This is a genomic window from Sphingomonas tabacisoli (assembly GCF_042678385.1).
Classification (GTDB): domain Bacteria; phylum Pseudomonadota; class Alphaproteobacteria; order Sphingomonadales; family Sphingomonadaceae; genus Sphingomonas_B; species Sphingomonas_B tabacisoli.
The window spans coordinates 1,191,455-1,213,144 of sequence record NZ_JBHUDY010000001.1; the positions used below are offsets into that span (position 1 = coordinate 1,191,455).

Below are 21,690 nucleotides of genomic sequence, written 5' to 3' on the forward strand. Positions count from 1 at the left end.
GTCAATTGATGGACGGTTATAAGATAATTGCGGACCACCGCAATTGTCTCACTTTGTGACGGCCATATTTCGGGCCTGTCGGGCGGGCCGGGACAGCGCTATCCCTTTGTTTTGGGGAAGGGAGTGCGGGGTGCGATTCGACGACAGGCTTGCGACGGCACTCGGTCAGCCGGCGGATGTTCCCGCCGCGCGCCAGGCCGTTTGGCGCCAGCTCGTCGACCTGCTCGCCCAGTCCGGGACCGAATCGTCGCCGCTGACCGAGCAGGCGTATGACCGCCTGCGGGAGTGGCGTTACGACATTTCTCCGATCGCGCGGCAGAACGCCGCCATGTCGCTCGCGGGGCAGTCGGTTGCGCCGGACATGGTCGCCTTCTTCGCCGAGGACGCCACGGCGGTCTACGCGCCGTTGCTGGCAGGGGTCGAATTGCCGGGCAAGGTCTGGCGCAAGCTGATTCCGCAAATGTCGCCGGTGGCGCGGGCGCTGCTTCGACATCGCCGCGATCTGCCCAATGGGGCGCTTCGCGCGCTGGAAGCGTTCGGGCAGGCCGATCTGGTGATCGAAGGGCCGTCCACGCCGTCCGCTGAAAGCCAGCGCGAGGTCGCGCCCGAGCTGGAAGCCGAGATCGCGCCGGCCTATTCGGGCCCGGATATTCGCGAACTCCGGGAACGGATCGACGCCTTCCGGGAGAAGCAGCTCCATGCCGAACTGATCGAAAAGACGGAGTTCAGCTTCGAAACCGGCGCCGATGGCGTGATTCGCTGGTGCGATGCGGCGGCGCGGGGCGCCATCGTCGGCCTGTCGATCGCCGATGCCGTGCCGGGCGATGCCCAAGGCGTGGACGGGCAGGCGGCAGGGGCGTTTCGCCGCCGTGCGCCGTTCCGGGACGGACGTCTGACGGTCGCTGAGGCGGGTCCTTCGGGCGGCGCCTGGCAGCTTTCGGGCGTGCCGAGCTTCGATCCGGCGACGGGGCGTTTCACGGGTTATCGCGGCACTGCAAGGCGCCCGCGGATCGGCGAGCGCGCGGAGCAGTCGGGCATTCTCGGGTCCACGATTGCGGGCGATGCGCTGCGGCAGCTTGCGCACGAAGTTCGCACGCCCCTCAATGCGATCGGCGGGTTCGCGGAAATGATTGAGCGGCAGATGCTCGGTCCGGCGCCGCACCCCTATCGCCAGCGGGCCGCAGCGATCCTGGGCGAGACGCGGCGGCTGGAGAGCGTGCTGGAGGATCTGAACGAAGCGGTGCAGCTCGACGGCGGCGCAGCGCGGCCTGCGCCTGAAGAAGTCGACTGCGCACTGTTACTCGCGCGGACGGCCGCGGCGCTTGAGCCATTGGGTTCCGCAAAGGGCGTATCGATGGCGCTGTCGATCGCGCCCGGATGCGATCCCGCGCTGATCGATGCGGCCTCCTTGGAGCGGATCGCCAACCGCCTGCTCAGCGCCTCGCTTGGCCTGGCGCGGCCCGACGAACGGATTTCGGTCGAACTGCATGGCGGGGAGGGCGAAACGTCCATTGCCATCGGCCGGCCGGCGCTGCTTGCCAACTACGATGAAGCTGCGCTGTTCGAGGCCACCGAAATTGCGGGCGAGGACGACGCCACTGTGCCGTTGCTCGGGCTGGGCTTCACGCTGCGCATGGTGCGTAGTGTTGCGGAGCGCTGTGGCGGCAGGCTGGTGATCGAGCCGGGGCGCTTTCGCGTCTCCTTGCCGGCAGCGCGCCGCGTGCCTTTGGAGCAGCCGCACGAGGTTCGTCAGCCGGAGCGGCGCGGACCGCTTGCCTAGCTCGGTCCGGCTCAGCTATCGCGGCGCGACCGGAGCGGGCCTGTAGCTCAACGGTAGAGCCGGCCGCTCATAACGGCTAGGTTGGGGGTTCGAATCCCTCCGGGCCCACTCCCGGTTTCCCTCAGGGGTAACATATGGTATCCATAACCCCTTCGTTCAGAAGGGTTTACTGGCCAGTGTTCACTCATAGCTTCTCATAGCTTTTCACGACTTCTCGTGAAATCTGGGGGTATCGGTGGGGGTATCGAGTCCCGATTTGGGGGTATCGAGATGCTCACAATCGCAGACGTGAAGAACGCCCAGCCGGGCTCCCGCAACTACAAGCTGGCCGATTCGAAGGGTCTCTTCCTTCTTGTCACCACCACCGGCGCGAAATCGTGGCGATTCAAATATCGGTTCGGCGCCAAGGAGCGCCTGATGACGCTGGGTCTGTACCCGGACCTTGGCCTGGCCGCGGCTCGGGTCGCCCATGAGGACGCCCGCCGCCTGCTTCGCGAGGGCAAGGATCCCGTGCTGGAAGATCAGCGTCGCAAGCAGGCGCAGATCGACGCATCGCAAGCCACATTCAAAAAGCTCGGCAACGAGTGGCTCGAGGAACAGGATCCGCTGTGGTCACGAGCGAACGCGGTGCGCGTGCGCCACCGTCTCGAGCGCGACCTATTTCCGATGTTTGGACACCGCCCGATCGGGGAAATAGACGGGGCGATGATTTTGCGCGCGCTTCGTAAGATTGAAGCGCGCGGTTCGATTGAAACCGCCAAGCGTGTGCGCGGATACATAATGGCGATCTTCAGGCGCGCCAAGGGAGAGCGTCTCGTCTCCGCCGCCACCATGATGGAGATCGATGAGATAAAGGATGCGCTCAAGCCCGCGCCGAGAGGCGGAAGGCATCCGTCGCTAACGACTTTGCCCGAGTTGCTCGACCTACAGCGCTGCGTCGATCGCTCGACCGCAAATGTGCTGACTAAGCTGGCCTCGCGCCTGCTCGCCCTGACGTTGGTGCGGATCGGCGTCCTGCGGACAGCACGATGGTCGGAGTTTTATGGGATCGATTGGGAAAATCCAGACGTCGTGCCGGAAAAGGCGATCTGGAAAATCTCCGCCGAGCGGATGAAGCTTATTGTCGAGGACAAGTTGAATCCGGCCTTCGGCCATGACGTTCCACTACCGATGCAGGCTGTGGAGGTCTTGCATGTGGTTAGGATGCTCACCGGCACCTGCGAATACCTCTTCCCGCAAGAGTCATCCTGGCGCGAGCCGATGAGCGATGGCGCAGTGAGTGGCTTGTACAAGCGGATGGCAGGGGGCCGCTTCAAGAAACGTATGGTCCCCCATGGCTGGCGCTCGGCCTTTTCCACCATCATGAACGAACGGGCTGCGGAGCTCGAGCGGGATGGCGACCGCATGCTCATTGACATGATCTTGTCGCATGTGCCGCCAGGTGTGTCTGCTTCCGAGTGGGCCTATAATCGGGCGCGTTATCTTAGGCCGCGCGCCGGGCTTCACCAGGTTTGGGCCGATCTCATTACGGATGGCTTGCCCCCGGCGCAGATGCTAATCAATCAAACTCGGCGGAGCGATACGGAAGCTGCAGGTGGTTCGCAAGCGCGCGAGCCGCTGCCTAGATCGCCGATTGCAGGGACTGAAGTGGCCCAGGATCGGCACCGCGCCAGTGTGCCGAGGTCAGAGCGCCTTTGGGCGGTGAATGATCGGTAAGGTCAATACTGCCAACCAACCTGACAAACTTCGTCAGGACAGCCTTTGTCGATAGTCCATTGGGTTGGCGACAAACTCTTCGATATCGCTTTCATACCAAGCCACCGATCGAACGCCGATTTGCAGGCGCTTTGGAAAAGTGCCTGCTGATTCGCGTCGATATACGGTCGCCACCGAAAGTCCGGTTCGCGCCAGCACCGATTTTATTCTGATCAAGCGATCTTTTCGGCGATCCGGCGTCGCAGGTTCACCGTCTTTGCTCCGTTGATTTGCAACGTTCTTCGCCTGGTCCGTGGCATCCATCAAAAGACAACTCCATTGCCCGATGCTCAGGCCTCTCACCTTGCTGCTTCCAAAGCCGCAGAATCTCTCGTGGTTCAGTCAGAATGACTTCATTTCGAAGTGGCAGAAAAGGGCGAAGGAACCGGCTCTGCCGCTAGGGGCAGCATGGTACCGATATCCGCCCCCACCACGAGCCATTGGCGCGCCGAAGGAAATGTGGCTCGAGCCTGATTGAGGTCGTCTCATTCATGCAGTCACCGCGAACGTGCATCAACCGACACTAGAAACGGCGATCGTGTCAGGAGAGACCGTGAGCGGGTTTACGATGTGAGAGGAAGGCCGAGCCGATAAATTCGGTTCGCGTTGCGGCCCCAGAGATTATGCTTCTCGATGTCCGTTAAGTTCTCGATCGAAACGGCCAGCGCACCCAGCGTATCGTCGAAGCTGCCAAAGAGCTTGTCGGTTGGAAAGTCGCTCGCGATCATGCAGCGATCGCATCCGAAGGCATCGATCACTTCATGCACATAAGGACGGATGAGATCGAGCGTCGGCGGGCGGTGGACGAAGCCGAAGCCCGAAATTTTTGCCGCCCCACCCGGAAGTGCGGCCAGCCGCTTCATGCCGGCCGACCAGAGCGCGCGACCATCGAGATCGGTATCGACGGGCATGCCAGAATGATTGATTATAACCTGTATGTCGGGTTGGCGCGCGATCAGCTCGGCGAGCGCCGCGAACTGGTTCGCATAGGCCTGAAGGTCGAACGACAGGCCATAGAAAACTACGCTCCGTATGATATTGACACGGGTCTGCGAACGCAAGACGTTCGCGAGCAAGCTTTGGAAAGGTATTTCTATGCGCGTGATTTTTTCTGCAGTCGCGATGTTCGCCCTCGCGGTGCCGGCTGCTGCCAATGCTCAGGCCGCCGCTGCTCCGGCCGCTGTTGCCGCCACGACGAAGGCACATTATACGATTCAGGAGACTGACCTCGGCACAATGCTCGACGACCCCGCGGCCAAGGCGATCTTGGCCAAGTCTATCCCGAATGTTGTCAACAATCCTCAGGTCGAGATGGGGCGCTCATTGACGCTCGCCCAGCTTCAACAATATGCTGGGGATTCGCTGACCGACGAGGCGCTGAAGACGATTCAGGCTTCGCTGGACGCCGCCGCTCCTAAGTAATGACGAGTGCGCGCGGCAGTACTGACTGCCGCGCGTTCGTCTCAGTCAAACTCGATTGGACCGTTACGCCCTCTGGCGCTACCTCCATGGTGATGCGTCCACGCGGCGTCAGGTTGCCGGTCACGCTCGGGCTGCCCTCGCGCTTCGCAGTTGATCGATTTGTGATCCGCGGGGCATTTGAACGATCCAATTTCCGCCGCGTCGGCCTGGGTGACCGACTGCAGGTGGGACAGCTGTCCTGCGCGGAGTGACCCCGTGTGCGCGAAGCGAGCCGCTTCCGTCGAGCGTTTGATCAAGCACAAGTGTTCAAGGGCCTGGGTGCGGTTTCGCGGCTCGTGAGCACATGTTGCCCTCCTTGATTGGCGGGGGCTAGGCCGCGATGGCAGGAAGCTTTCGAGTGACTCGGTCAACAAACTGGACGATGCGGCGCAGTGCCCGTCGCGATTCCCGCAACATGGCGAACAGCGGCCAGTCGTGCAGCATATCGTGCCAGACTTCGCACTCGCACTCGCCGCCTTGAGTACGGATCTTGGCGGCGACCCTGAGAGAGTCGTCGAGCAGAACTTCGGTGCTCCCGACCTGGAGGAGTGTCGGAGGCAGCCGGGAAAGGTCCGCGAACAGGGGCGAGGCCAGCGGATGGTCATGTGGCACGCCGCCAAGGTATAGTTCGCCCATGAAGTTGCCATCGTCATTGGGGAGCGTGGGGTCGATCCAATCATTGTCGCGCCGCGACTGACCGCTATAGGTCAAATCCGTGACCGGCGAGATGAGCACGATCGCGGCAGGTGTCTCGACTCCGCAATCACGCATCCGGACGACGGTGGAAAGAGCGAGCCCGCCGCCTGCCGAATCGCCAGTGATGATCGACTTTGGCGCCGTCCCTTCGGCCAGCAGCCACTCATAGGCCGCACAGCAATCGTCCAGTCCTGCGGGAAAAGCGTGTTCAGGCGCGACCCGGCAATCGACCAGCATGCCCCGAGCATTGAGCCGCCGCGCAAGCCGCCCCTCGAGCAGCCTGTGAGCCTAAGAGCGCTGTCCTTAAGAAGGTTGCCTGCTCAGCAAGTGGCGAGATGGCCGTTCCCGGTGTCGTCAAGGAACTCAAGAAAGAGCACCTGGAAGTCCCGGACGCTCTTACTGAGAAAAGGGCCTTGGGACTCAGTCGGCCCCGGTCAGTTCAAGCCGGCCGACGGGTCGCTCGTCAGGGTCGAGGATGCCGCGCACTTCCATCGTTCCGCCGCGGCCGTAGCCGTGCCAGATGCGATAGCCGAGGAGCGACAGCATCTCTTCCGACATCTGTCGCCGCAGCTGGGGCTGAACGCTCGCCATGAAATTCTCCATGGTTCGCAACTGCGGCGCCGAAAAGGTGCAATGGAGCGCGTAGCGCGCCTCGGAGCCGCGATGCTCGCCCCCCGAATGCCAAAGCCGCGCATCGTAGATCAGGACCGATCCCGCAGGACCTTCCGCCGGGATGGACGGGTAGGGGTGGGGGACGTCGCCGGGCGGGTTCACGCCGGCTCGGTGGCTTTTCGGAACAATTCTGGTGGCACCGTTCTCCTCGGTGAAATCGGTAAGCATCCAGATCGTCTGGACAAGATAGCAAGGATTGATCCGTTCGTCGGGATCGTCATTGGTCAACTGGTCGGTGACATTCCGATCCATATTACCCGGCAGAACTTTCAGATTCTCACTGCGCCTGGGCGGATTCGGCAGATACCATTGATCATGATGCAGACCCATGAGCGGGCAGCCGGGATTGAGGATGGTCGCGAGGTAAGAGGCAAGGTGATGATGGTCGCCTATTGCCGAGCGCACGATCTCGCGGGTGATTGGGTTGGTGAGCATCGGCCAGAATTCCGAGCCCTTGTTGAGAAGGCCGGCGATCCATTGCTCCTTGCCGGCGCTGCTATGGTGCTTTTCCGCCCAATTTGCGCCTTCCAGCAGCTTCTTGTTCTGTTCAGTGCTTATGGGAGTGGTGATCGTGCCTATACCCAGCGCCCTTTCGGCGGCCGCCTGCTCGTGGAGACGTGTCCTGATCGCGTCGACTTCGTCCGGCGAGAGAACGTCGTGTATAATGACATAGCCATATTCGCTCAGCCGGCGCTTCGCTTCTGCCAAGTCGTCCCCTTTTTTCATCGGCTTGGGCAGATCTTGGGGGGACCAGCTGGTGATACTCATCGTTCGCTCCATGCGGTGGGCCGCTTTCGGTCTGACGGCTCATTCTAGGCGGCTGCTCCGAGGCGTTCGCCTGTCCAAAAGATCAGTCCGGATAATAGCTCGAAGGTCGCGCAGACCGGAGTCATCATGCGCCGGCCCGCTCGACTTGAGTAGCCGTGAGCTCGAAGAGCTCGGGCAGAACAGCCACGCGCTCGCCCGCCTGTGCCGACGATGCCGTGCCGCGAATCAGACGGCCTTTGATGCCGTGGAAGATCGCGGCCAGGCGAAAGAAGTTGAAAGCAATGTAATAGTCGTATCCGGGCATCTCCGCGCGTCCTCTCCGCCGACAATAGGCCGCGAGATAATCCTCTTCGCTGGGAATGCCCAACGCCGAGAGATGGGCGCCGCAGAGTCCGGCGACGATGTGCGGCGGCATGCGGTACATCATCGCGTGATAGGCGAAATCGGCTCCCGGATGGCCCAGCGTCGACAACTCCCAGTCGAGCACGGCGATCAGGCGGGGCTGTTCCGCGTCGAACATCATGTTGTCTATCCGGAAGTCGCCGTGGATCAGGCTCGTCTCGTCGTCGGGCGGGATATTCGCGGTAAGCCATTCGATAGCCCGGTCCATGCGCGGATCACGTCCGGCTTCGACATCTTCGAAATACTGCGTGGACCAACGTCCGATCTGACGCTGGAAGTAATTACCCGGGCGTCCGTAATCGCCCAGACCCGCCGCCACAGGGTCGATCCGGTGCAGGCGTGCGATCGTGCAGTTCATCTGGTCGAATATCTGACGGCGGTCGTGTCGCGAAACGGCCCGAACCGATGCGTCCCAGAAAACGCGACCTTCTACCCAGTCCATGACATAGAACCAGGAACCAATCACCTCACTGTCAGTGCAAAGAGCGTGGACTTTAGGTACCGGGAAGCCGCTGTCATGCAGGGCCGACATGACGCGCGCCTCGCGATCTACAGCATGCGCGCCTTTCAGCAACGGTCCCGGCGGCTTGCGGCGCAGGACATAGTTCCGGCGCGGCGTACTTATCTTGAAAGTCGGATTGGACTGGCCGCCTGAAAACTGCGCCAGCTGCATCGGTCCTTGAAAGTCGGGGATGTGTTCGCGCATCCAACGCGCCAACGCTTGTTCATCTATCGAGTAGCCCTCGCGGACCCGAGTCGTGGACGCGTCGCCTGCAATCGACACGTTCATGATTGCTGGTCGTGCAGGAACTCACGCTTCACTTTCTTAGCCAGAGACCATTTGTGGACCTCGGTCGGGCCGTCATAGATGCGGAACGCGCGAATTTCCCTGAAAACACGCTCCACGATCGTGTCGCCAGATACGCCGGTGCCGCCCATGATCTGAACGCAGCGATCGGCGGTGCGCATCAGCGCTTCGGAAACGGCCACCTTCGCCATAGAGCTTTCGGCCACCCCGAGCGAACCACCGTCGAGGACGCCCGCGCACCAATCGATCATCAACTCGGCCGCCTTGAGGTCGATCACGTTCTCGGCAAGCATGAAACCGACGCCTTCGTGATCCACCAGGAGCTTGCCGAACGCTTCACGCCGACACGCATATGCGGTCGCGATCTCGTGACAGCGGGTGACGCTGCCGAGCCAGCGCATGCAGTGCGACAGTCGGGCGGGGGAGAGGCGTACCTGTGCGTACTGGAAACCTTGGCCGCTCGCGCCGAGCATCTGATCACCCGGAACGATGAGATTCTCGATCCGCACGATCGAGTGACCGCCCGGCATCGTGTTGTCGATCGTATCGAGCACGCGCTCGATGCGGATGGCGGGGTTTGGCAAGTCGACCAGAAACATGCAGGCGCCGTCTTCGGATTTCGCCATTACGATGCCGACTCTCGCCCCTTCAGCGCCGGTGATGAAGGCCTTGCGGCCCTCAATGACCCAGTTGTCGCCGTCGCGGCGGCATATCGTCTTCATCATAGACGGGTCCGATCCGGCGCCGCCGTCCTCGGCGGGCTCAGTCATGAAGAAGGCGGAACGCGCTTCGCCCGAAACCAGGGGCTGGAGGAACCGCGCCTTGTGTTCGGGAGAGCCGACCTTGCCCAGAAGGTACATGTTGCCTTCGTCGGGTGCCATCGTATTGAGCGCGATTGGGCCCAGCGGCGACAGGCCGGACGCACGCAGCACAATCGCCGTCTCCCGTTGATTAAGGTGCGAACCGTCCGCCAAGATGTGCGGCGTCATCAGATCGGCTTGGCGCGCCCGGTCGCGCATTTCGCGGACCATATCGTCGCTGGGACCATGGCGGCCCAGCCGTGGATCGTGCTCGTAAGGTGCGATCTCGTCGCGCACGAAACGCTCGACGCGGGCGGCAAGGAAGTTGGCCCGAGTGAAGTCGGTCATAGCGTACTCAAGAGATGGCCGCCGTCCACAACCAGGACCGAGCCGGTCATATATGCGGAACCTGGCCCTGCCAGCAGCAGCAGCGGAGCGTCAAGATCGCTAAGCTCTCCGAACCGGCGTTGCGGCACACGCCGGACCATGGCCTGGCCCGCCTGGCTTTCGAGGAAATCGACATTGAGATCGGTGGCGAAATAGCCCGGCGCGATGGCATTCACCCGAACGCCGTAGCGGGCAAGCTCAAGCGCCAGATTCTTAGTTAGTTGGATCACCGCTGCTTTGGAGGTCGCATAGGGCGTCACCAGGCTCGCTTGGCGCAGGCCGAGGATTGAAGCGATGTTGACGATGCTCCCACCGCGGCCGTGCGCGCACATCGCCTTGGCTGCAGCCTGTGCAACGAAGAACGCGCCCTTGAGGTTGGTATCAAGGACGGCATCCCAATCCTCTTCGGTCTGTTCGAGCGCGGGCTTGTCCCTGACCAGCCCGGCGTTGTTCACCAAAATGTCCAGTTGCGCAAAGTGCGGCGCCGCCGCGGCGATGCTCGCGGCATCGTTTACGTCGAGTTGAACGAAGTCGGCCTGGTGCCCCCGATCATGGAGCGACTCGACTTGCTCCCTCAGCGCGCCTTCGCGCCTTGCCGCCAGCACGACCTTGGCGCCGGAGCGCGCAAGTACCCCGGCGAAGTGTAACCCCAGTCCCGACGAGGCGCCGGTGACGAGCGCGACTTTCCCGGAGAGATCGAACGGAGCGGTCATCTCAATACGCTTCCATGAATCTCTGCCGGGCATCGGCGGCGGTGCCGAAAAGACGGCTGAGCACCATCAGCCGCTTATGGCCTTGGGCGACGCCAAGCTCCTCGGTGATTCCGATTCCGCCGTGAAACTGCACACACTCGTGCGCCAAGTGCATCGCGGCTTGATCGATGCAGGCCTGCGCCGCGAAGATTGCTCGCGCCCGCTCGGCTGAAACGACGAGAGCGGCCTTGTACAGCAGCGATCGGCATTGCTCGAGCTCGGTATAAAGCCTCGCCATGCGATGCTGAATGGTCTGGAACGTGCCGATCGCGCGACCGAATTGTTGGCGAGTCTTCACATAGGCGAGCGTGTCGGCGAACATTCTATCCATGACGCCGAGGGCCTCGGCCGCGGTCGCAAATCGAGCCCGTTGCAGGCAATCGTCGATTTTATGGGGTGTGAGATCGAGCGGCTCCGTCCGCACTTGCCGGCAATCAATCGCGACCGCGATCGACCCGTCGGCGATCCGATACGACGTGACTTCCAGCCCCGCGGCATCTGCGGCGGCGCGGTGGATTGCATTGCCGCTCTCGATAAGAAAGCCGTCCACACCGTCGCCGTCCAAGACAAAATCCGCGCGGCCGGATAGCAGCCCGTCAGCGCCGACAGCGAATTCGCCAGTGGCATAAGCTAGGCGGGATCTTCCGGCGACAACGGTGTCAAGCCCTTCCGCCCCCGGGCTGCGGCCTAGAAGGTCGATAGTCAACCAGGCCGAAAGGATCGGTTCGACCACCTGACCGCGGCCGATTTCTATCGCTACGATCATCAGATCGGGCCAATCGAGCCCTGCTCCACCCTGGTCACTTGGAAGTGACAGGCCGAGGAGCCCAAGCTCGCACAGCGCATCCCAGTTTGCCGCACTGAACCCGGCTGCTTCCTTCCGGAAGGAGCGGCGCCTTTCGACGTCATAGCGATCTTCGACGAAGCGACGAACCATGTCGCTCAGCATCGTCTGCTCTTCGCTGAAATCGAAGTTCATGATGCCGGAATAGCGCTACGGCGGTTCGCCGCCTCCTAGCGCAAGAGTTAGTGGCTTGGCGGCGGGGCGTGGTTCAGTGTTCGCTCAATGACCAATCGCTCCTTCATCGCGTCCGGCCTGCTTGAATGCGCGGGGCCCGCCGGTTCGCCTCGACTGCTTGCCGGACGGCATCGAGACACCGGGCGGCTGGTCTTCCCGCTACCGGACGACAGCGCCTATGATGCTGTTGCCCTCGCGGATCGGGGGACGCTCTGGTCCTATACGGTTCAACGGTTCAGGCCGAAGTCGCCGCCTTACGCCGGAACCGAAGCGTTCGAGCCTTACGCGGTCGGCTATGTCGAGCTTGCCGGCCAGCTCATTGCTGAAACACGCTTGACGGGAATCCCCTTCGAGGACCTTAAGATCGGCATGCCGCTGCGCCTCGTCACGGAAGAATTCCACCGCGCGGGCGAGGCGGAGCCGGCGATCACCTATGCATTCACGACCGACGTGGAGATTAGAGCGTGAGCGACGTTTTCATCGTCGGGGCTGGTATCCATCCTTTTGGACGCACCCAGGGCCGCAGCGGGCTGCAACAGGGCGTCTTTGCGGTCCGCCAAGCGCTGGCCAGCGCCGGTCTGGCTTGGGAAGACATTCAATTCGCCTTCGGTGGGTCGGACGCAGCCGGCAATGCCGACACCATGGTGTCGGAATTGGGCCCCACAGGCCTCCAGTTTATCAACGTGGCGAATGGCTGCGCGACCGGCGGGTCGGCGCTGTTCGGCGCGTATAGCGCGATCCGCTCGGGCGAGTTCGACCTGGGCCTAGCTGTGGGCTTCGACAAGCACCCGCGCGGCGCCTTCAACCCGGATCCGGAGGATTGGGGCCTGCCGCGCTGGTATGGCGAGACCGGCCTCATGCTGACCACGCAGTTCTTCGCGATGAAGATCCAGCGCTACATGGCGCTGTACGGCATCAGCGCGGATAGCCTTGCGCGAGTGGCGGAAAAGGCGTTCGAAAACGGTGCGCTCGCCGATCATGCGTGGCGCCGCACGCCGGTCGACCGGGAGACCATCGCCAACTCCCAGATGATCAGCGACCCCTTGACCAAATACATGTTTTGCTCACCGGGCGAAGGTGGGGTCGCGCTGATTTTGGCCAGCGAGAAGCGTGCCCGGGAGATCGGCGGACTGAGTGTCCGCGTTCGCGCCGCGGCTGTGCGGTCCCGCCCACGAACGTCGCTCGAAGTCTTCGCGCCGATGGTCGAAATCGGCGAGATCGGTTCGGCCACGCAAATTGCGTCGCGTGCCGCTTTCGACATGGCTGGAGTCGGCCCCGAGGACATAGATATCGCGCAGCTTCAAGACACCGAATCGGGAGCCGAAATCATGCACATGGCCGAAAACGGCTTTTGCGCCGACGGCGATCAGGAACAGTGGTTGCGCGAAGGGCGAACGCGCCTGAGGGGATCGCTGCCCGTCAACACGGACGGCGGCTGCCTCGCCTGCGGAGAACCGATCGGTGCTTCGGGGCTGCGCCAGGTCTATGAAAACGTTATGCAACTGAGCAGAAAGGCCGGCGCGCGGCAGGTCTCGGGGAGTCCGCGTCTCGCCTACAGCCATGTGTACGGGGCGCCCGGCGTCTCCGGCGTGACAATCATGGAAGCCTGATCTCCATGGACATGCGCCTGTCATCAGAGGAGGCCGCGTTCTACGAAGAGGTGAGGGCGTTTCTCGAAGCGGCGCTGACGCCGGAGATGCGCCGCCGGGCTGCCCTGACTTCCACGGTCTTCGCCGAGCCCGACCTGGCGCTCGAATGGCAGCGGGTGCTCGAAGCCAAAGGCTGGCTGACATATCATTGGCCAAGAGAGGCCGGTGGAACCGGCTGGTCTCCGATCCAGCGCTACCTCTTCGAAAAGGCGTGCGCGGATGCAGGGGCGCCGGCACTGCCCGGGATGGGGCTGAAGCTCGTTGGGCCGGTGATCTACACCTTCGGGACGCCCGATCAGAAAGCGCGGTATCTCACACCATTGCGCACCGGAGAACATTTCTGGGCGCAAGGTTTTTCAGAGCCGGGTGCCGGCTCCGATCTCGCCAGCCTGAGCACCCGAGCAACTCGGCAAGGAAACGAGTGGACCATCAACGGCGTCAAACTGTGGACAACCCAGGCGCAATTCGCAACTCACCTATTCTGTCTTGCCCGAACCGCTCCTCACGCAAAGCCACAAGCGGGGATCAGCTTCTTCTTGATCGATATGGACCAGCCTGGCGTTCGGGTGCGGCCAATCCTGAGCGCTTCGGGCGACCATGAGATCAACGAGGTATTCCTCGACGACGTGCGAGTTCCGGATGCCGATCTGGTCGGCGAGCCCGGGCAGGGGTGGACGATCGCGAAATTTCTACTGCAGAACGAGCGCGGGGGGGGCACTTACGGGCCGTCCCTTGTCGCCGCGATCCGGCAAGCAGCCACTGCTATAAAACACTTGCCCCAGGCACGCGATCCGCTCTTTCGCGACAGACTTGCCCGCATCGCCATTCGTGCGGAGGCTCTCGAGACTACCGAACTCCGCATTCTCAGCGTTCTCGATCGAGGGGGAGAGCCTGACGGACTCAGTCTCGCCACAAAGCTACTGGCATCCGAGATTCGGCAGGACCTCGAACAACTCAATTTCGATGCCTATGGGCTCTTGGGCCTGCAATCGCCCGCCCAGCGTCCATTCTACAGCGATTCAGCACCTTCGCCCATCGGTAGCCGCGAAGCTCAAAGCGCAGCGGCGCGCTACCTCAACAGCCGTGCCTGGTCGATCTTCGGCGGCACGAGCGAAGTTCAGCTTGGCCTGATCGCGAGGGGCGCCCTCGACCTCTGACACCGCGTTCGGCATAGTAGCAGGAAGCGTTGCATGCCTTTCAGGACAGCGGTGAACGCGAGCGATTTTGAGCGCATACCGTTCCATTCCGCACGACGAACTCGTACCCGGCCACGGTCGTGCCGCTTGCGGGTAGCGGCACGTTCGCTTCCGAAATTTATGATCATAAACTTGCAGGTCGTTGTAGCGCGTGTTATCCAAGGGAAAATTGGACTCTTGGAGAGGAGCCGGCGCCGATGGAGATTAGGGAGCTTGATGCCGTTCGGATTTCGACTCGGCAGGATATCCGCTCCGCCGCAACTGCCTTAAAAATGGCGGTTGAGCACAGGCTTGGCGATTTTCGCATCGCTACGTGCGCAGACTTGGCGAGAGCTGATGCGATGATTGACGGTGATGGCCAGACGCTCGCGACGACGGTCTTTGACTGGACCGACCGCGCAAACGACCGCTGGTGGCAGCTTCCGCGGCTGGCGCTGGAATCTCCCTTGGCGGAAGCCTGCCGCTATGAAGGCGACACATTTTGGTGCAATGCGCGAGGCATACGCACCCTGTTTCCAAATCCGATGATGGATCGCATCGACCTTTCGGACTTCCACCACCGCAGCCTTGCTCAAGCGGCGATCGTCGTGCCCGTTCGCATGCCCTTTGGCGTGATCGGCGCGGTCAGCATGGTCCCGCGAGATATCCGGAAGCTGGACCTCACAGAGGAATTCGAACAGCACGGCGAAGCTTTGGGCGTTTTGTGTCGCAGTTTCCTGATGAGCTACGCGCGGGTGGTCAACCAGCCCACGCGTTTGCTCTCGGGCAGCGCTGCGCTGTCTAAACGCGAGGTGCAGTGCCTGCGCTGGGCTGCCGTTGGTAAAACCGACGTGGAAATTGGCATGATCATTTCCCGCAGTCGCGCGACAATTCGTTTCCACATTCATAATGCGGCCGAGAAACTGAATGCCGTCAATCGAAGCCAGGCGGTTTTCAAGGCAGCGCAGCTCGGATACCTAAGCTTGGCAGCTTAGGCGCCTGCGTCGAATCTGTGCCCGCGCGTTCCTACCCGGAGGGGCGCCTAAAGATCGGGATTTCGCCGCGCGAGGATGGCAGTCGCGCGCGCCTCGATGGCTTTGTCGAATGCGGTCGTAGTCAAGGCATAGAGTCGATGCTGCGAAATCGCTTGTAGCGCGATCCTGGCAATCTCCTCTGGTTCGGCTGTTGTTTCGTCGAAGACGAAGCCTTCGGCTCCGTCTTCTGGCTGGTTGCCGGAAGCCGCGTATATCGCGGTGCGCACGAGTCCAGGACAAAGAACAGTAACGCCAATGGGCGCTCTGCGCTTCCGCAAGGCCGCGAACAGTCCTTCGCTTATCCGCACGACGCCGTGCTTCGAAACGCTATACGGAACGGAGATTGCACCCGTGATCAGGCCTGCTGCCGACGCGGTGTTCAGGAGATGCCCGGCGGTGCGTTGGGCAAGCATTCTGGGCACGAAGCTACGCAGACCATTGACGACGCCCATCAGGTTGACGTCGATCATCGCTTTCCACTCGGCCAACGTGAATTCCCATACCGGTCGATAGCGATCAGCTGTCATGATCCCTGCATTGTTGCATAGAAGATCGGTGCCGCCGAACTCCTTGTCAGCGAGTTCTGCAAGCCGCTCCACATCCTCGGGATCGCTCACGTCGGTTCTGCTTGCCAGTGTCCGCCCGCCCTGGCGTTCGATTTCCTCGGCTAATCCCTCGACCGTGGCGAGGTCGAGATCGGCCAACACCAATTTCATCCCTTGATCGGCAAGTGCAAGGGCGAGAGCGCGACCGATTCCACTTGCCGCGCCGGTTATGACGGCAGTTCGTCCTGAGAACACGAATGGCATCCGATCGTCGTCCCTTTTGGACGCTTTGGTCGAAGAGCTCGATGGGCCAACCAGCCGGCGTGATCACCTAGCCTTTTAGCAAGCTAGTCTCGCTCTGCCGATCAGGTCAAAACCTCAACTGACAACATTTCACTTGGATGGGCTTGCATCATGGCAAATTCAAATCGGCGCTGGTTGTTGAGGAGCCGTCCCGAAGGTAAGCTCAAGGTCGACGATTTTGCCTTGGACGAGCAACCTTTCGAGGAGCCCGAGTTGCAAGACGGCGAAGTGCTCGTCCGCACCGGCATGTTTTCGTGCGCGCCTACGATGCGGAACTGGATGAATGATCCGAGCCGCAGTTACCGAGCCTCGGTCGGGCTTGGTGAGCCGGTGATCGGCGTGGCTGGCGGCTACGTCGAGAAGTCCCGCCATCCGCGCTTCCCCGTTGGCTCCAAAGTAACGGGTGTTCTGGGTTGGGAAGACTACCGCTTGCTCGCTCCGGACCGAGATCCGCACCCAGTTCTCGCGGTGCCGGACGATGTCAGTCTCGAAGATGCAATGGGCGTGCTCGGCGCCAACGCGATGACTGCTTATTTCGGCCTGCTTCGGGTTGGCGATCCGAAGCCGGGAGAGACTGTTGTGGTCTCGGCAGCGGCGGGATCTACAGGATCGGTGGCGGCGCAAATCGCGCGCATAAAGGGGTGCCGCGTCATCGGAATCGCAGGCGGTGCGGCCAAGTGCGCAAGGCTTACCGAGGAGCTCCGTCTCGATGCGGCGATCGACTACAAAAAGGAAGACGTCAGCGAACGCCTGCGTGAACTATGCCCTAACGGTATCGACCTCTTCTTCGACAACGTCGGCGGCGATATCTTGCAGGCAGTAATGGACAACATCGCGGTGTTTGGTCGCGTCGTCGTGTGCGGCCAGATCGCCGCATATGACAGCGCCGACACGGCGCCCGGACCCCGCGACATGATGAAGGTTGTCTATTGGCGCGTCCGTATTGAAGGTTTCGTCTTGGGCGACTTCGCGAAGGACGCCGACATGGCGCGGGCCGACCTTAAGCGCTGGCGCGATGAAGGCCAACTCGTTTACCGAACGGATGTTCGCTCGGGGTTTGAGGCACTGCCAAGAACCTTTCTCGATCTCTTCTCAGGCAACAACGACGGCGCCCTGCTCGTCCGCAGCAATTAGCCTTTCGGTCAGTTCACTTTCCTCCGACCGGCGGGACAGTGTGGTCGGGAAATCAAGAGCAGGTGAGGTTATATGCCACAACCCAGTCCCATGGCCGCAGAGCGCGCCGCTCGCACAGCGGCGGCGGCTGCGGACCCCAAACGCCGCCCCAAGGAATGGCGGGGGCCGCTGTCCGGGATCAGGGTGACGGATTTCTGCTGGATGGGCGTGGGCGCCTGCGCCACCCGCATCCTCGCCGATTTTGGCGCCGAGGTTATCCGCATCGAAGACCGCAACCGTCTCGACCTGCCCCGGCGGCTGCCCATTTACATGAACGGACCGATCCGGGCCTATGGTGATGAACTTCTTGATCCCGATCCCGACGCGGCCGGCATGTACAACAACTATAACCGCAACAAGCTGGGCATCACGCTCAACATGCGTGATCCGCGCGGCCGGAAGCTGGCCGAACGGTTGATCTCTTTGTCGAGCGTCGTCACCGAGAACTTCGCGCCTGGCGTGATGGAGCGTTGGGGGCTGACTTACGACCGTATCTGCGAACTCACGCCCGAGCCGGTGATGGCGCGCATGAGCGGATACGGGCATAGCGGTCCGCATTCCCACTTCCGCAGCTATGGGCCAGTGGTGCAGGCGGTGAGCGGACTCTCGCACGTGTCAGGCCTGCCGGGGCGGGAGCCCTCAGGGTGGGGACTAAGCTACATGGACAACATGGCCGCCTTCTACAACGGGATCGGCCTGTTGATGGCGATCTACCACCGAAACAACACGGGCAAGGGCAGCGAAGTCGATGTGTCCGCAATTGAGGCCGGCATCGGTCTGCTTGGCCCGATCATGCTCGACGTGTCGATGAACGGCAAGAAGACGCGCTCGCCTGATTTTCCGCTCGGCAACCGGATCGAATATCCCGACGCGGCCCCGCATGGCGTCTATCCTACTCAGGGCGAGGATCGCTGGATTGCGATCGCGATCTTCAACGAGGCCGAGTGGCAGGCGCTCGTCGCAGAACTCGGCGACCCCGGCTGGGCAAGCGATCCGCGCTTCGCCACGCAGCCTGCCCGCTTCGCAAACCAGGATGCGCTGGATGAACTCCTTGGGGCGGCGACTGCCGAGCGGGAGAGGTACGATCTGATGCATCGGCTTCAGCATCGTAGCGTCGCGGCAGCGGTGGTGCAAAATGCCGAGGACATCAACGAGAATGACGAGCAGGTCGCCCAGAGCGGTGTGTTCTTCGAGCTTGATCATCCGGTCATCGGCCCGGCCAAGTTCGAAGGGATGCCGATCCGCTTCTCCGGGATGGAGCAGCATAATTGGCGCTCGGCCCCGCTGCTCGGCGAAGACAATCACCAGGTCTTCACCGAAATCCTAGGCGTGTCCGAAGACGAGTATCACCAACTCGTCGACGAAGGGGTAATCTGAATGAACGACGCAGTGCATGGCGCGCATCCCTATGCGGGCCTTCGGGTGCTCGAACTGTCCGAAGACATTGGCGGCGAGTTCCTTGGTCGCCTTTTGGCCGAAATGGGCGCCGAGGTGATCAAGGTGGAGCATCCTCGCGGCGCCCCCACGCGCGCGATCGGCCCCTTCGCAAACGGACAGGAAGGGCCGGAGAACAGCCTGACCTTCTGGTATTACAACAACAACAAGCGCGGCGTCACGATCGACTATGAAGCCTCGCTGGAGCCGTTGTCGGCGCTCCTTGCCGACAGGGACATCTTCATCACGACGATGCAGCCCGCGCGGCTCGCGGAGCTGGGGCTGGACCTCTACGCCGTCGCCGAGGCGCATCCTGCCCTGATCGTGGTCTCGATCACGGCATATGGGCTGACCGGCCCTTGGAAGGATTATAAGCCGAGCAACCTAGTCGCTCTCGCCGGCGGTGGCCCGCTGTTTATGTGCGGCTATGACGACCATTCGATCCCGCCGATCAATCCCGGCGGCGATCAAGCCTATCACACGGCTACGACGCAGGCGCATATCGGATTGCTCGCCGCACTGATCCATCGCCAAGCGACGGGCTTGGGGCAGGTGCTCGACATTTCCATGCACTCCGCAAACGCGGTGAATATGGAGCTGGGCAACCCGTATTGGTTCTACCCCAAAGCGAACGTGCTGCGGCAGACCTGCAGGCACGCGCAGCCGGTCATGACCAATTCCCCGCTGTTCCAGTGCGGCGATGGCAGGTATGTTTATTACACGCTCATTCTCGGTGACGAAAAGGCGTGGATCATTCTGGTCGAGTGGATGGAAGAGAAGGGCCTGGCCGCTCAGCTCACCGACCCGGAATATTCGGAACTTGCGTTCCGTCAGACGCATTTTGATGAAATTCAGACCCTCGTAGAATGCTTTTTCCTGCTGATGGACGCGAACGAGGCTTATCTCGAGGGTCAACGCCGCGGTCTGCCGATCGGCATCGTCAATGCCCCAGAGGACCTTTTCAACGACGAGCATCTGCGGGCGCGCTCCTTCTTCGTCGAGATCGACATGGGGCCCGAGCACGGCCCGGTCGTCTTTCCTGGCGAAGGCTACAGATTCACTGCCTTCGGCAGCGTGCCACGCCACCGGGCACCGCGCCTCGGCGAGCATAATGCCGAGGTGTTGGGGAAGGCCGAGTGAGCGAATTTCGCCTCGACGGGCGGACCGTGTTTCTGTCCGGCGCTGGCGGCAATCTAGGCGCCGAGATGGCGCGTGGCCTTGGCCGTGCCGGTGCGCGGCTCATTCTGAACGATCGAGCGTCCGAACCGCTCCAGGCGCTGGCGGCGAGCCTCAGGAGTATCGGCGTCGCCGCGGAACTGGCTGTCTTCGACATCTGCGATCACGAGAGCGCGGGTGGCCTGCTCAAGGGCATCGATCGTCTCGACGTGCTCGTCAACAATGCAATCAGCTGGTCCGGCGACGCCATGATCGAAAGCGGCCTGATCGCCGCGCATCGGAACGTCGAGATGGCGCTTCCGGCGCTTCGGCGAGCTGTTACTGCGGCCGGGCAGGCAAGCGTGATCAACGTCGCGTCGATGTGGGGGCATGTGAGCCCGCCTTTCCCGCTTTATGGTCCCAATGACGCGCTTACGCCCGCCCATTACGGCATGGCGAAGGGCGGCTTGATCCAGCTTACACGATATCTTGCGTGTCAGCTTGGCCCAGACGGCATACGCGTCAATTCGGTGAGCCCGGGCCTGTTTCCCGGCAAAGTCGCCGACGAGCGCCCGGATTTCGTCGAGCGCTTCGCCGTGCGGACTCCGCTTGGGCGGACCGGCGTTTCAAAGGAGATCGCCGGACCGGTCGTGTTTCTGGCATCGGACGCGGCGTCGTTCGTGACGGGCGCAGACCTGCTCGTGGATGGAGGATATACGGCGTGGTGAATTCGCTTGCAGCGGCGGCGAGAGACAAGGCCGCGATCGTCGGCATAGGCGCCACCGAGTATTCGAAGGATTCGGGGCGGAGCGTGCTTTCGCTCGCCGTCGAGGCGTCGCGGGCCGCCATTCGCGATTCCGGCCTCGACATTTCCGAGATCGACGGAATCGTCCGCTGCGACATGGACAACGTTCAGACGGCGGGCTTGGCCGCAGCGCTCGGCCTGCCGAACTTCTCATTCTGGGCAGACACCGGACCGGGCGGATCGGCGCCTTGCATGATGGTCAGTATCGCCGTGGCTGCGGTGCTGTCCGGTCAAGCTAAGGCCGTGCTGTGCTTCCGCTCCCTGAACGGTCGATCCGAAGGGCGGCTGGGTTTGGGCGTCCCCGGCGCTTCGGGCGCGCGCGTCGGAGGACGCGGCACCTATGACGAATTCTTTTTGCCCTACGGCATGATCACCGCAGGCCAGGCTTTCGCGATGATGGCCCATGAGCACATGACCGGCTTCGGGACCAAGCCCGAGCATCTGGGCGAGATCGCGTTGGCCTGCCGAGAGGCCGCCAATCAGACGCCTCACGCGCAGATGCATGATCGCACCTTGACTATGAACGACTATCTCGGCTCCCGAATGATCGCGTCCCCCCTGCGGCTGTTCGACTATTGCCTGGAAACCGATGGCGCCTGCGCAATCATCGTCACTAGCACGGAGCGCGCGCGAGATCTGGCCAGTCCACTGGTGACGGTCTCCGGTACCGCCGGCGGGCGGCCGGTCGACATGCGCGTCGGGATGATGTTCCCGATCACCACACGCAACCGGATGTACGATCTCGGCTCGCGTTCGGCGGCTGAGGAACTCTACCAGCGTGCGGGCATGGGGCCTTCGGACATCGATGTGGCGCAGTTCTACGATTGCTTCACGATCAGCGTCCTCGTTCAAATCGAGGCTTTCGGCTTTTGCGAACTGGGCGAGGGCGGGCCATTCGTCGCATCCGGCGCAATCAGGCGCAATGGCAGCCTGCCAATCAACACGGCCGGCGGGCATTTGTCCGAAGGCTATATCCACGGCATGAACCACATCCTGGAGGCGGTGCGACAGGTGCGCGGGACTTCCGACTATCAGATAGAAGGAGCCGAGACCGCCCTGGCCACGTGCGGGCTGCTGCCCGTGGGCGCCGGTCTCATCGTGCGAAAGGGCGCGTGATG

At 62.2% G+C, this 21,690-nt stretch carries 21 protein-coding genes and 1 tRNA gene; 13 read left to right on the top strand and 9 right to left on the bottom strand.

Annotated features, from left to right (window positions below):
* Positions 1 to 130: 130 nt before the first annotated feature.
* The 3 genes from ACFSCW_RS06340 to ACFSCW_RS06350 all read left to right on the top strand — a co-directional run bounded on the left by ACFSCW_RS06340 (position 131) and on the right by ACFSCW_RS06350 (position 3,496).
* Complete coding sequence (locus ACFSCW_RS06340; RefSeq protein ID WP_380888006.1) at positions 131 to 1,780, top strand: histidine kinase dimerization/phospho-acceptor domain-containing protein; 1,650 nt, start codon at positions 131 to 133, stop codon at positions 1,778 to 1,780.
* Positions 1,781 to 1,816: 36 nt separating this feature from the next.
* A tRNA-Ile gene (locus ACFSCW_RS06345) sits at positions 1,817 to 1,888 on the top strand.
* 162 nt (positions 1,889 to 2,050) lie between these two features.
* Complete coding sequence (locus ACFSCW_RS06350) at positions 2,051 to 3,496, top strand: tyrosine-type recombinase/integrase (RefSeq protein ID WP_380888008.1); 1,446 nt, start codon at positions 2,051 to 2,053, stop codon at positions 3,494 to 3,496.
* A 33-nt stretch (positions 3,497 to 3,529) separates the two neighbouring features.
* Here the strand turns inward: ACFSCW_RS06350 and ACFSCW_RS06355 are convergent, their stop codons facing one another.
* Positions 3,530 to 3,799 (bottom strand): helix-turn-helix transcriptional regulator, encoded by a 270-nt coding sequence (locus ACFSCW_RS06355; protein ID WP_380888010.1) that lies wholly within the window; start codon positions 3,797 to 3,799, stop codon positions 3,530 to 3,532.
* A 299-nt stretch (positions 3,800 to 4,098) separates the two neighbouring features.
* Positions 4,099 to 4,611 carry an amidohydrolase family protein gene (locus ACFSCW_RS06360; protein ID WP_380888012.1) on the bottom strand — a complete coding sequence of 171 codons (513 nt, stop codon included), beginning with the start codon at positions 4,609 to 4,611 and terminating at the stop codon, positions 4,099 to 4,101.
* A 19-nt stretch (positions 4,612 to 4,630) separates the two neighbouring features.
* On the opposite strand from ACFSCW_RS06360, the gene ACFSCW_RS06365 reads away from it, so the two are divergent.
* The gene (locus ACFSCW_RS06365; RefSeq protein ID WP_380888014.1) at positions 4,631 to 4,957 is read left to right on the top strand and encodes a hypothetical protein; all 327 of its coding nucleotides are present in this window, start codon (positions 4,631 to 4,633) and stop codon (positions 4,955 to 4,957) included.
* Between the two features lie 369 nt (positions 4,958 to 5,326).
* Here the strand turns inward: ACFSCW_RS06365 and ACFSCW_RS06370 are convergent, their stop codons facing one another.
* The 6 genes from ACFSCW_RS06370 to ACFSCW_RS06395 all read right to left on the bottom strand — a co-directional run bounded on the left by ACFSCW_RS06370 (position 5,327) and on the right by ACFSCW_RS06395 (position 11,260).
* On the bottom strand, positions 5,327 to 5,971 hold the full coding sequence (locus ACFSCW_RS06370) for an alpha/beta hydrolase (protein WP_380890038.1): 645 nt from the start codon (positions 5,969 to 5,971) through the stop codon (positions 5,327 to 5,329).
* Positions 5,972 to 6,112: 141 nt separating this feature from the next.
* Complete coding sequence (locus ACFSCW_RS06375; RefSeq protein WP_380888016.1) at positions 6,113 to 7,132, bottom strand: phytanoyl-CoA dioxygenase family protein; 1,020 nt, start codon at positions 7,130 to 7,132, stop codon at positions 6,113 to 6,115.
* Between the two features lie 124 nt (positions 7,133 to 7,256).
* Complete coding sequence (locus ACFSCW_RS06380) at positions 7,257 to 8,324, bottom strand: phosphotransferase family protein (RefSeq protein ID WP_380888018.1); 1,068 nt, start codon at positions 8,322 to 8,324, stop codon at positions 7,257 to 7,259.
* Positions 8,321 to 9,490, bottom strand: a complete 1,170-nt coding sequence (locus ACFSCW_RS06385; RefSeq protein WP_380888020.1) for an acyl-CoA dehydrogenase family protein — start codon at positions 9,488 to 9,490, stop codon at positions 8,321 to 8,323. Before ACFSCW_RS06385 ends, ACFSCW_RS06380 begins: the two co-directional genes overlap by 4 nt.
* On the bottom strand, positions 9,487 to 10,242 hold the full coding sequence (locus ACFSCW_RS06390) for an SDR family NAD(P)-dependent oxidoreductase (RefSeq protein ID WP_380888021.1): 756 nt from the start codon (positions 10,240 to 10,242) through the stop codon (positions 9,487 to 9,489). The genes ACFSCW_RS06385 and ACFSCW_RS06390 overlap by 4 nt, the downstream gene beginning before the upstream one ends.
* 1 nt (position 10,243) lies before the next feature.
* Entirely contained in the window at positions 10,244 to 11,260 is a 1,017-nt protein-coding gene (locus tag ACFSCW_RS06395; protein WP_380888022.1) for an acyl-CoA dehydrogenase family protein, read from the bottom strand.
* 87 nt (positions 11,261 to 11,347) lie between these two features.
* Here ACFSCW_RS06395 and ACFSCW_RS06400 point away from each other — a divergent pair, with 87 nt between their 5' ends.
* The 4 genes from ACFSCW_RS06400 (at position 11,348) to ACFSCW_RS06415 (ending at position 15,118) form a co-directional block, all read left to right on the top strand.
* Positions 11,348 to 11,767, top strand: a complete 420-nt coding sequence (locus tag ACFSCW_RS06400) for a Zn-ribbon domain-containing OB-fold protein (RefSeq protein WP_380888023.1) — start codon at positions 11,348 to 11,350, stop codon at positions 11,765 to 11,767.
* Positions 11,764 to 12,909, top strand: coding sequence for a thiolase family protein (locus tag ACFSCW_RS06405; RefSeq protein WP_380888024.1), 1,146 nt, complete (start codon positions 11,764 to 11,766; stop codon positions 12,907 to 12,909). The genes ACFSCW_RS06400 and ACFSCW_RS06405 overlap by 4 nt, the downstream gene beginning before the upstream one ends.
* A gap of 5 nt (positions 12,910 to 12,914) precedes the next feature.
* Positions 12,915 to 14,105 (top strand): acyl-CoA dehydrogenase family protein, encoded by a 1,191-nt coding sequence (locus tag ACFSCW_RS06410; RefSeq protein ID WP_380888025.1) that lies wholly within the window; start codon positions 12,915 to 12,917, stop codon positions 14,103 to 14,105.
* Between the two features lie 236 nt (positions 14,106 to 14,341).
* The gene (locus ACFSCW_RS06415) at positions 14,342 to 15,118 is read left to right on the top strand and encodes a helix-turn-helix transcriptional regulator (protein WP_380888026.1); all 777 of its coding nucleotides are present in this window, start codon (positions 14,342 to 14,344) and stop codon (positions 15,116 to 15,118) included.
* Between the two features lie 47 nt (positions 15,119 to 15,165).
* Here the strand turns inward: ACFSCW_RS06415 and ACFSCW_RS06420 are convergent, their stop codons facing one another.
* Entirely contained in the window at positions 15,166 to 15,966 is an 801-nt protein-coding gene (locus tag ACFSCW_RS06420; RefSeq protein ID WP_380888027.1) for an SDR family NAD(P)-dependent oxidoreductase, read from the bottom strand.
* Between the two features lie 150 nt (positions 15,967 to 16,116).
* Here ACFSCW_RS06420 and ACFSCW_RS06425 point away from each other — a divergent pair, with 150 nt between their 5' ends.
* The 5 genes from ACFSCW_RS06425 (at position 16,117) to ACFSCW_RS06445 (ending at position 21,688) form a co-directional block, all read left to right on the top strand.
* Positions 16,117 to 17,139, top strand: a complete 1,023-nt coding sequence (locus ACFSCW_RS06425) for an NADP-dependent oxidoreductase (RefSeq protein WP_380888028.1) — start codon at positions 16,117 to 16,119, stop codon at positions 17,137 to 17,139.
* Between the two features lie 90 nt (positions 17,140 to 17,229).
* Positions 17,230 to 18,555, top strand: coding sequence for a CaiB/BaiF CoA transferase family protein (locus tag ACFSCW_RS06430; protein ID WP_380888029.1), 1,326 nt, complete (start codon positions 17,230 to 17,232; stop codon positions 18,553 to 18,555).
* Positions 18,556 to 19,752, top strand: a complete 1,197-nt coding sequence (locus ACFSCW_RS06435; RefSeq protein ID WP_380888030.1) for a CaiB/BaiF CoA transferase family protein — start codon at positions 18,556 to 18,558, stop codon at positions 19,750 to 19,752.
* A complete protein-coding gene (locus tag ACFSCW_RS06440; RefSeq protein WP_380888031.1) occupies positions 19,749 to 20,495 on the top strand; it encodes an SDR family NAD(P)-dependent oxidoreductase in 747 nt (248 codons plus the stop codon). Before ACFSCW_RS06435 ends, ACFSCW_RS06440 begins: the two co-directional genes overlap by 4 nt.
* Complete coding sequence (locus ACFSCW_RS06445; protein ID WP_380888032.1) at positions 20,489 to 21,688, top strand: thiolase C-terminal domain-containing protein; 1,200 nt, start codon at positions 20,489 to 20,491, stop codon at positions 21,686 to 21,688. The genes ACFSCW_RS06440 and ACFSCW_RS06445 overlap by 7 nt, the downstream gene beginning before the upstream one ends.
* The last annotated feature ends 2 nt before the right edge of the window (positions 21,689 to 21,690 follow it).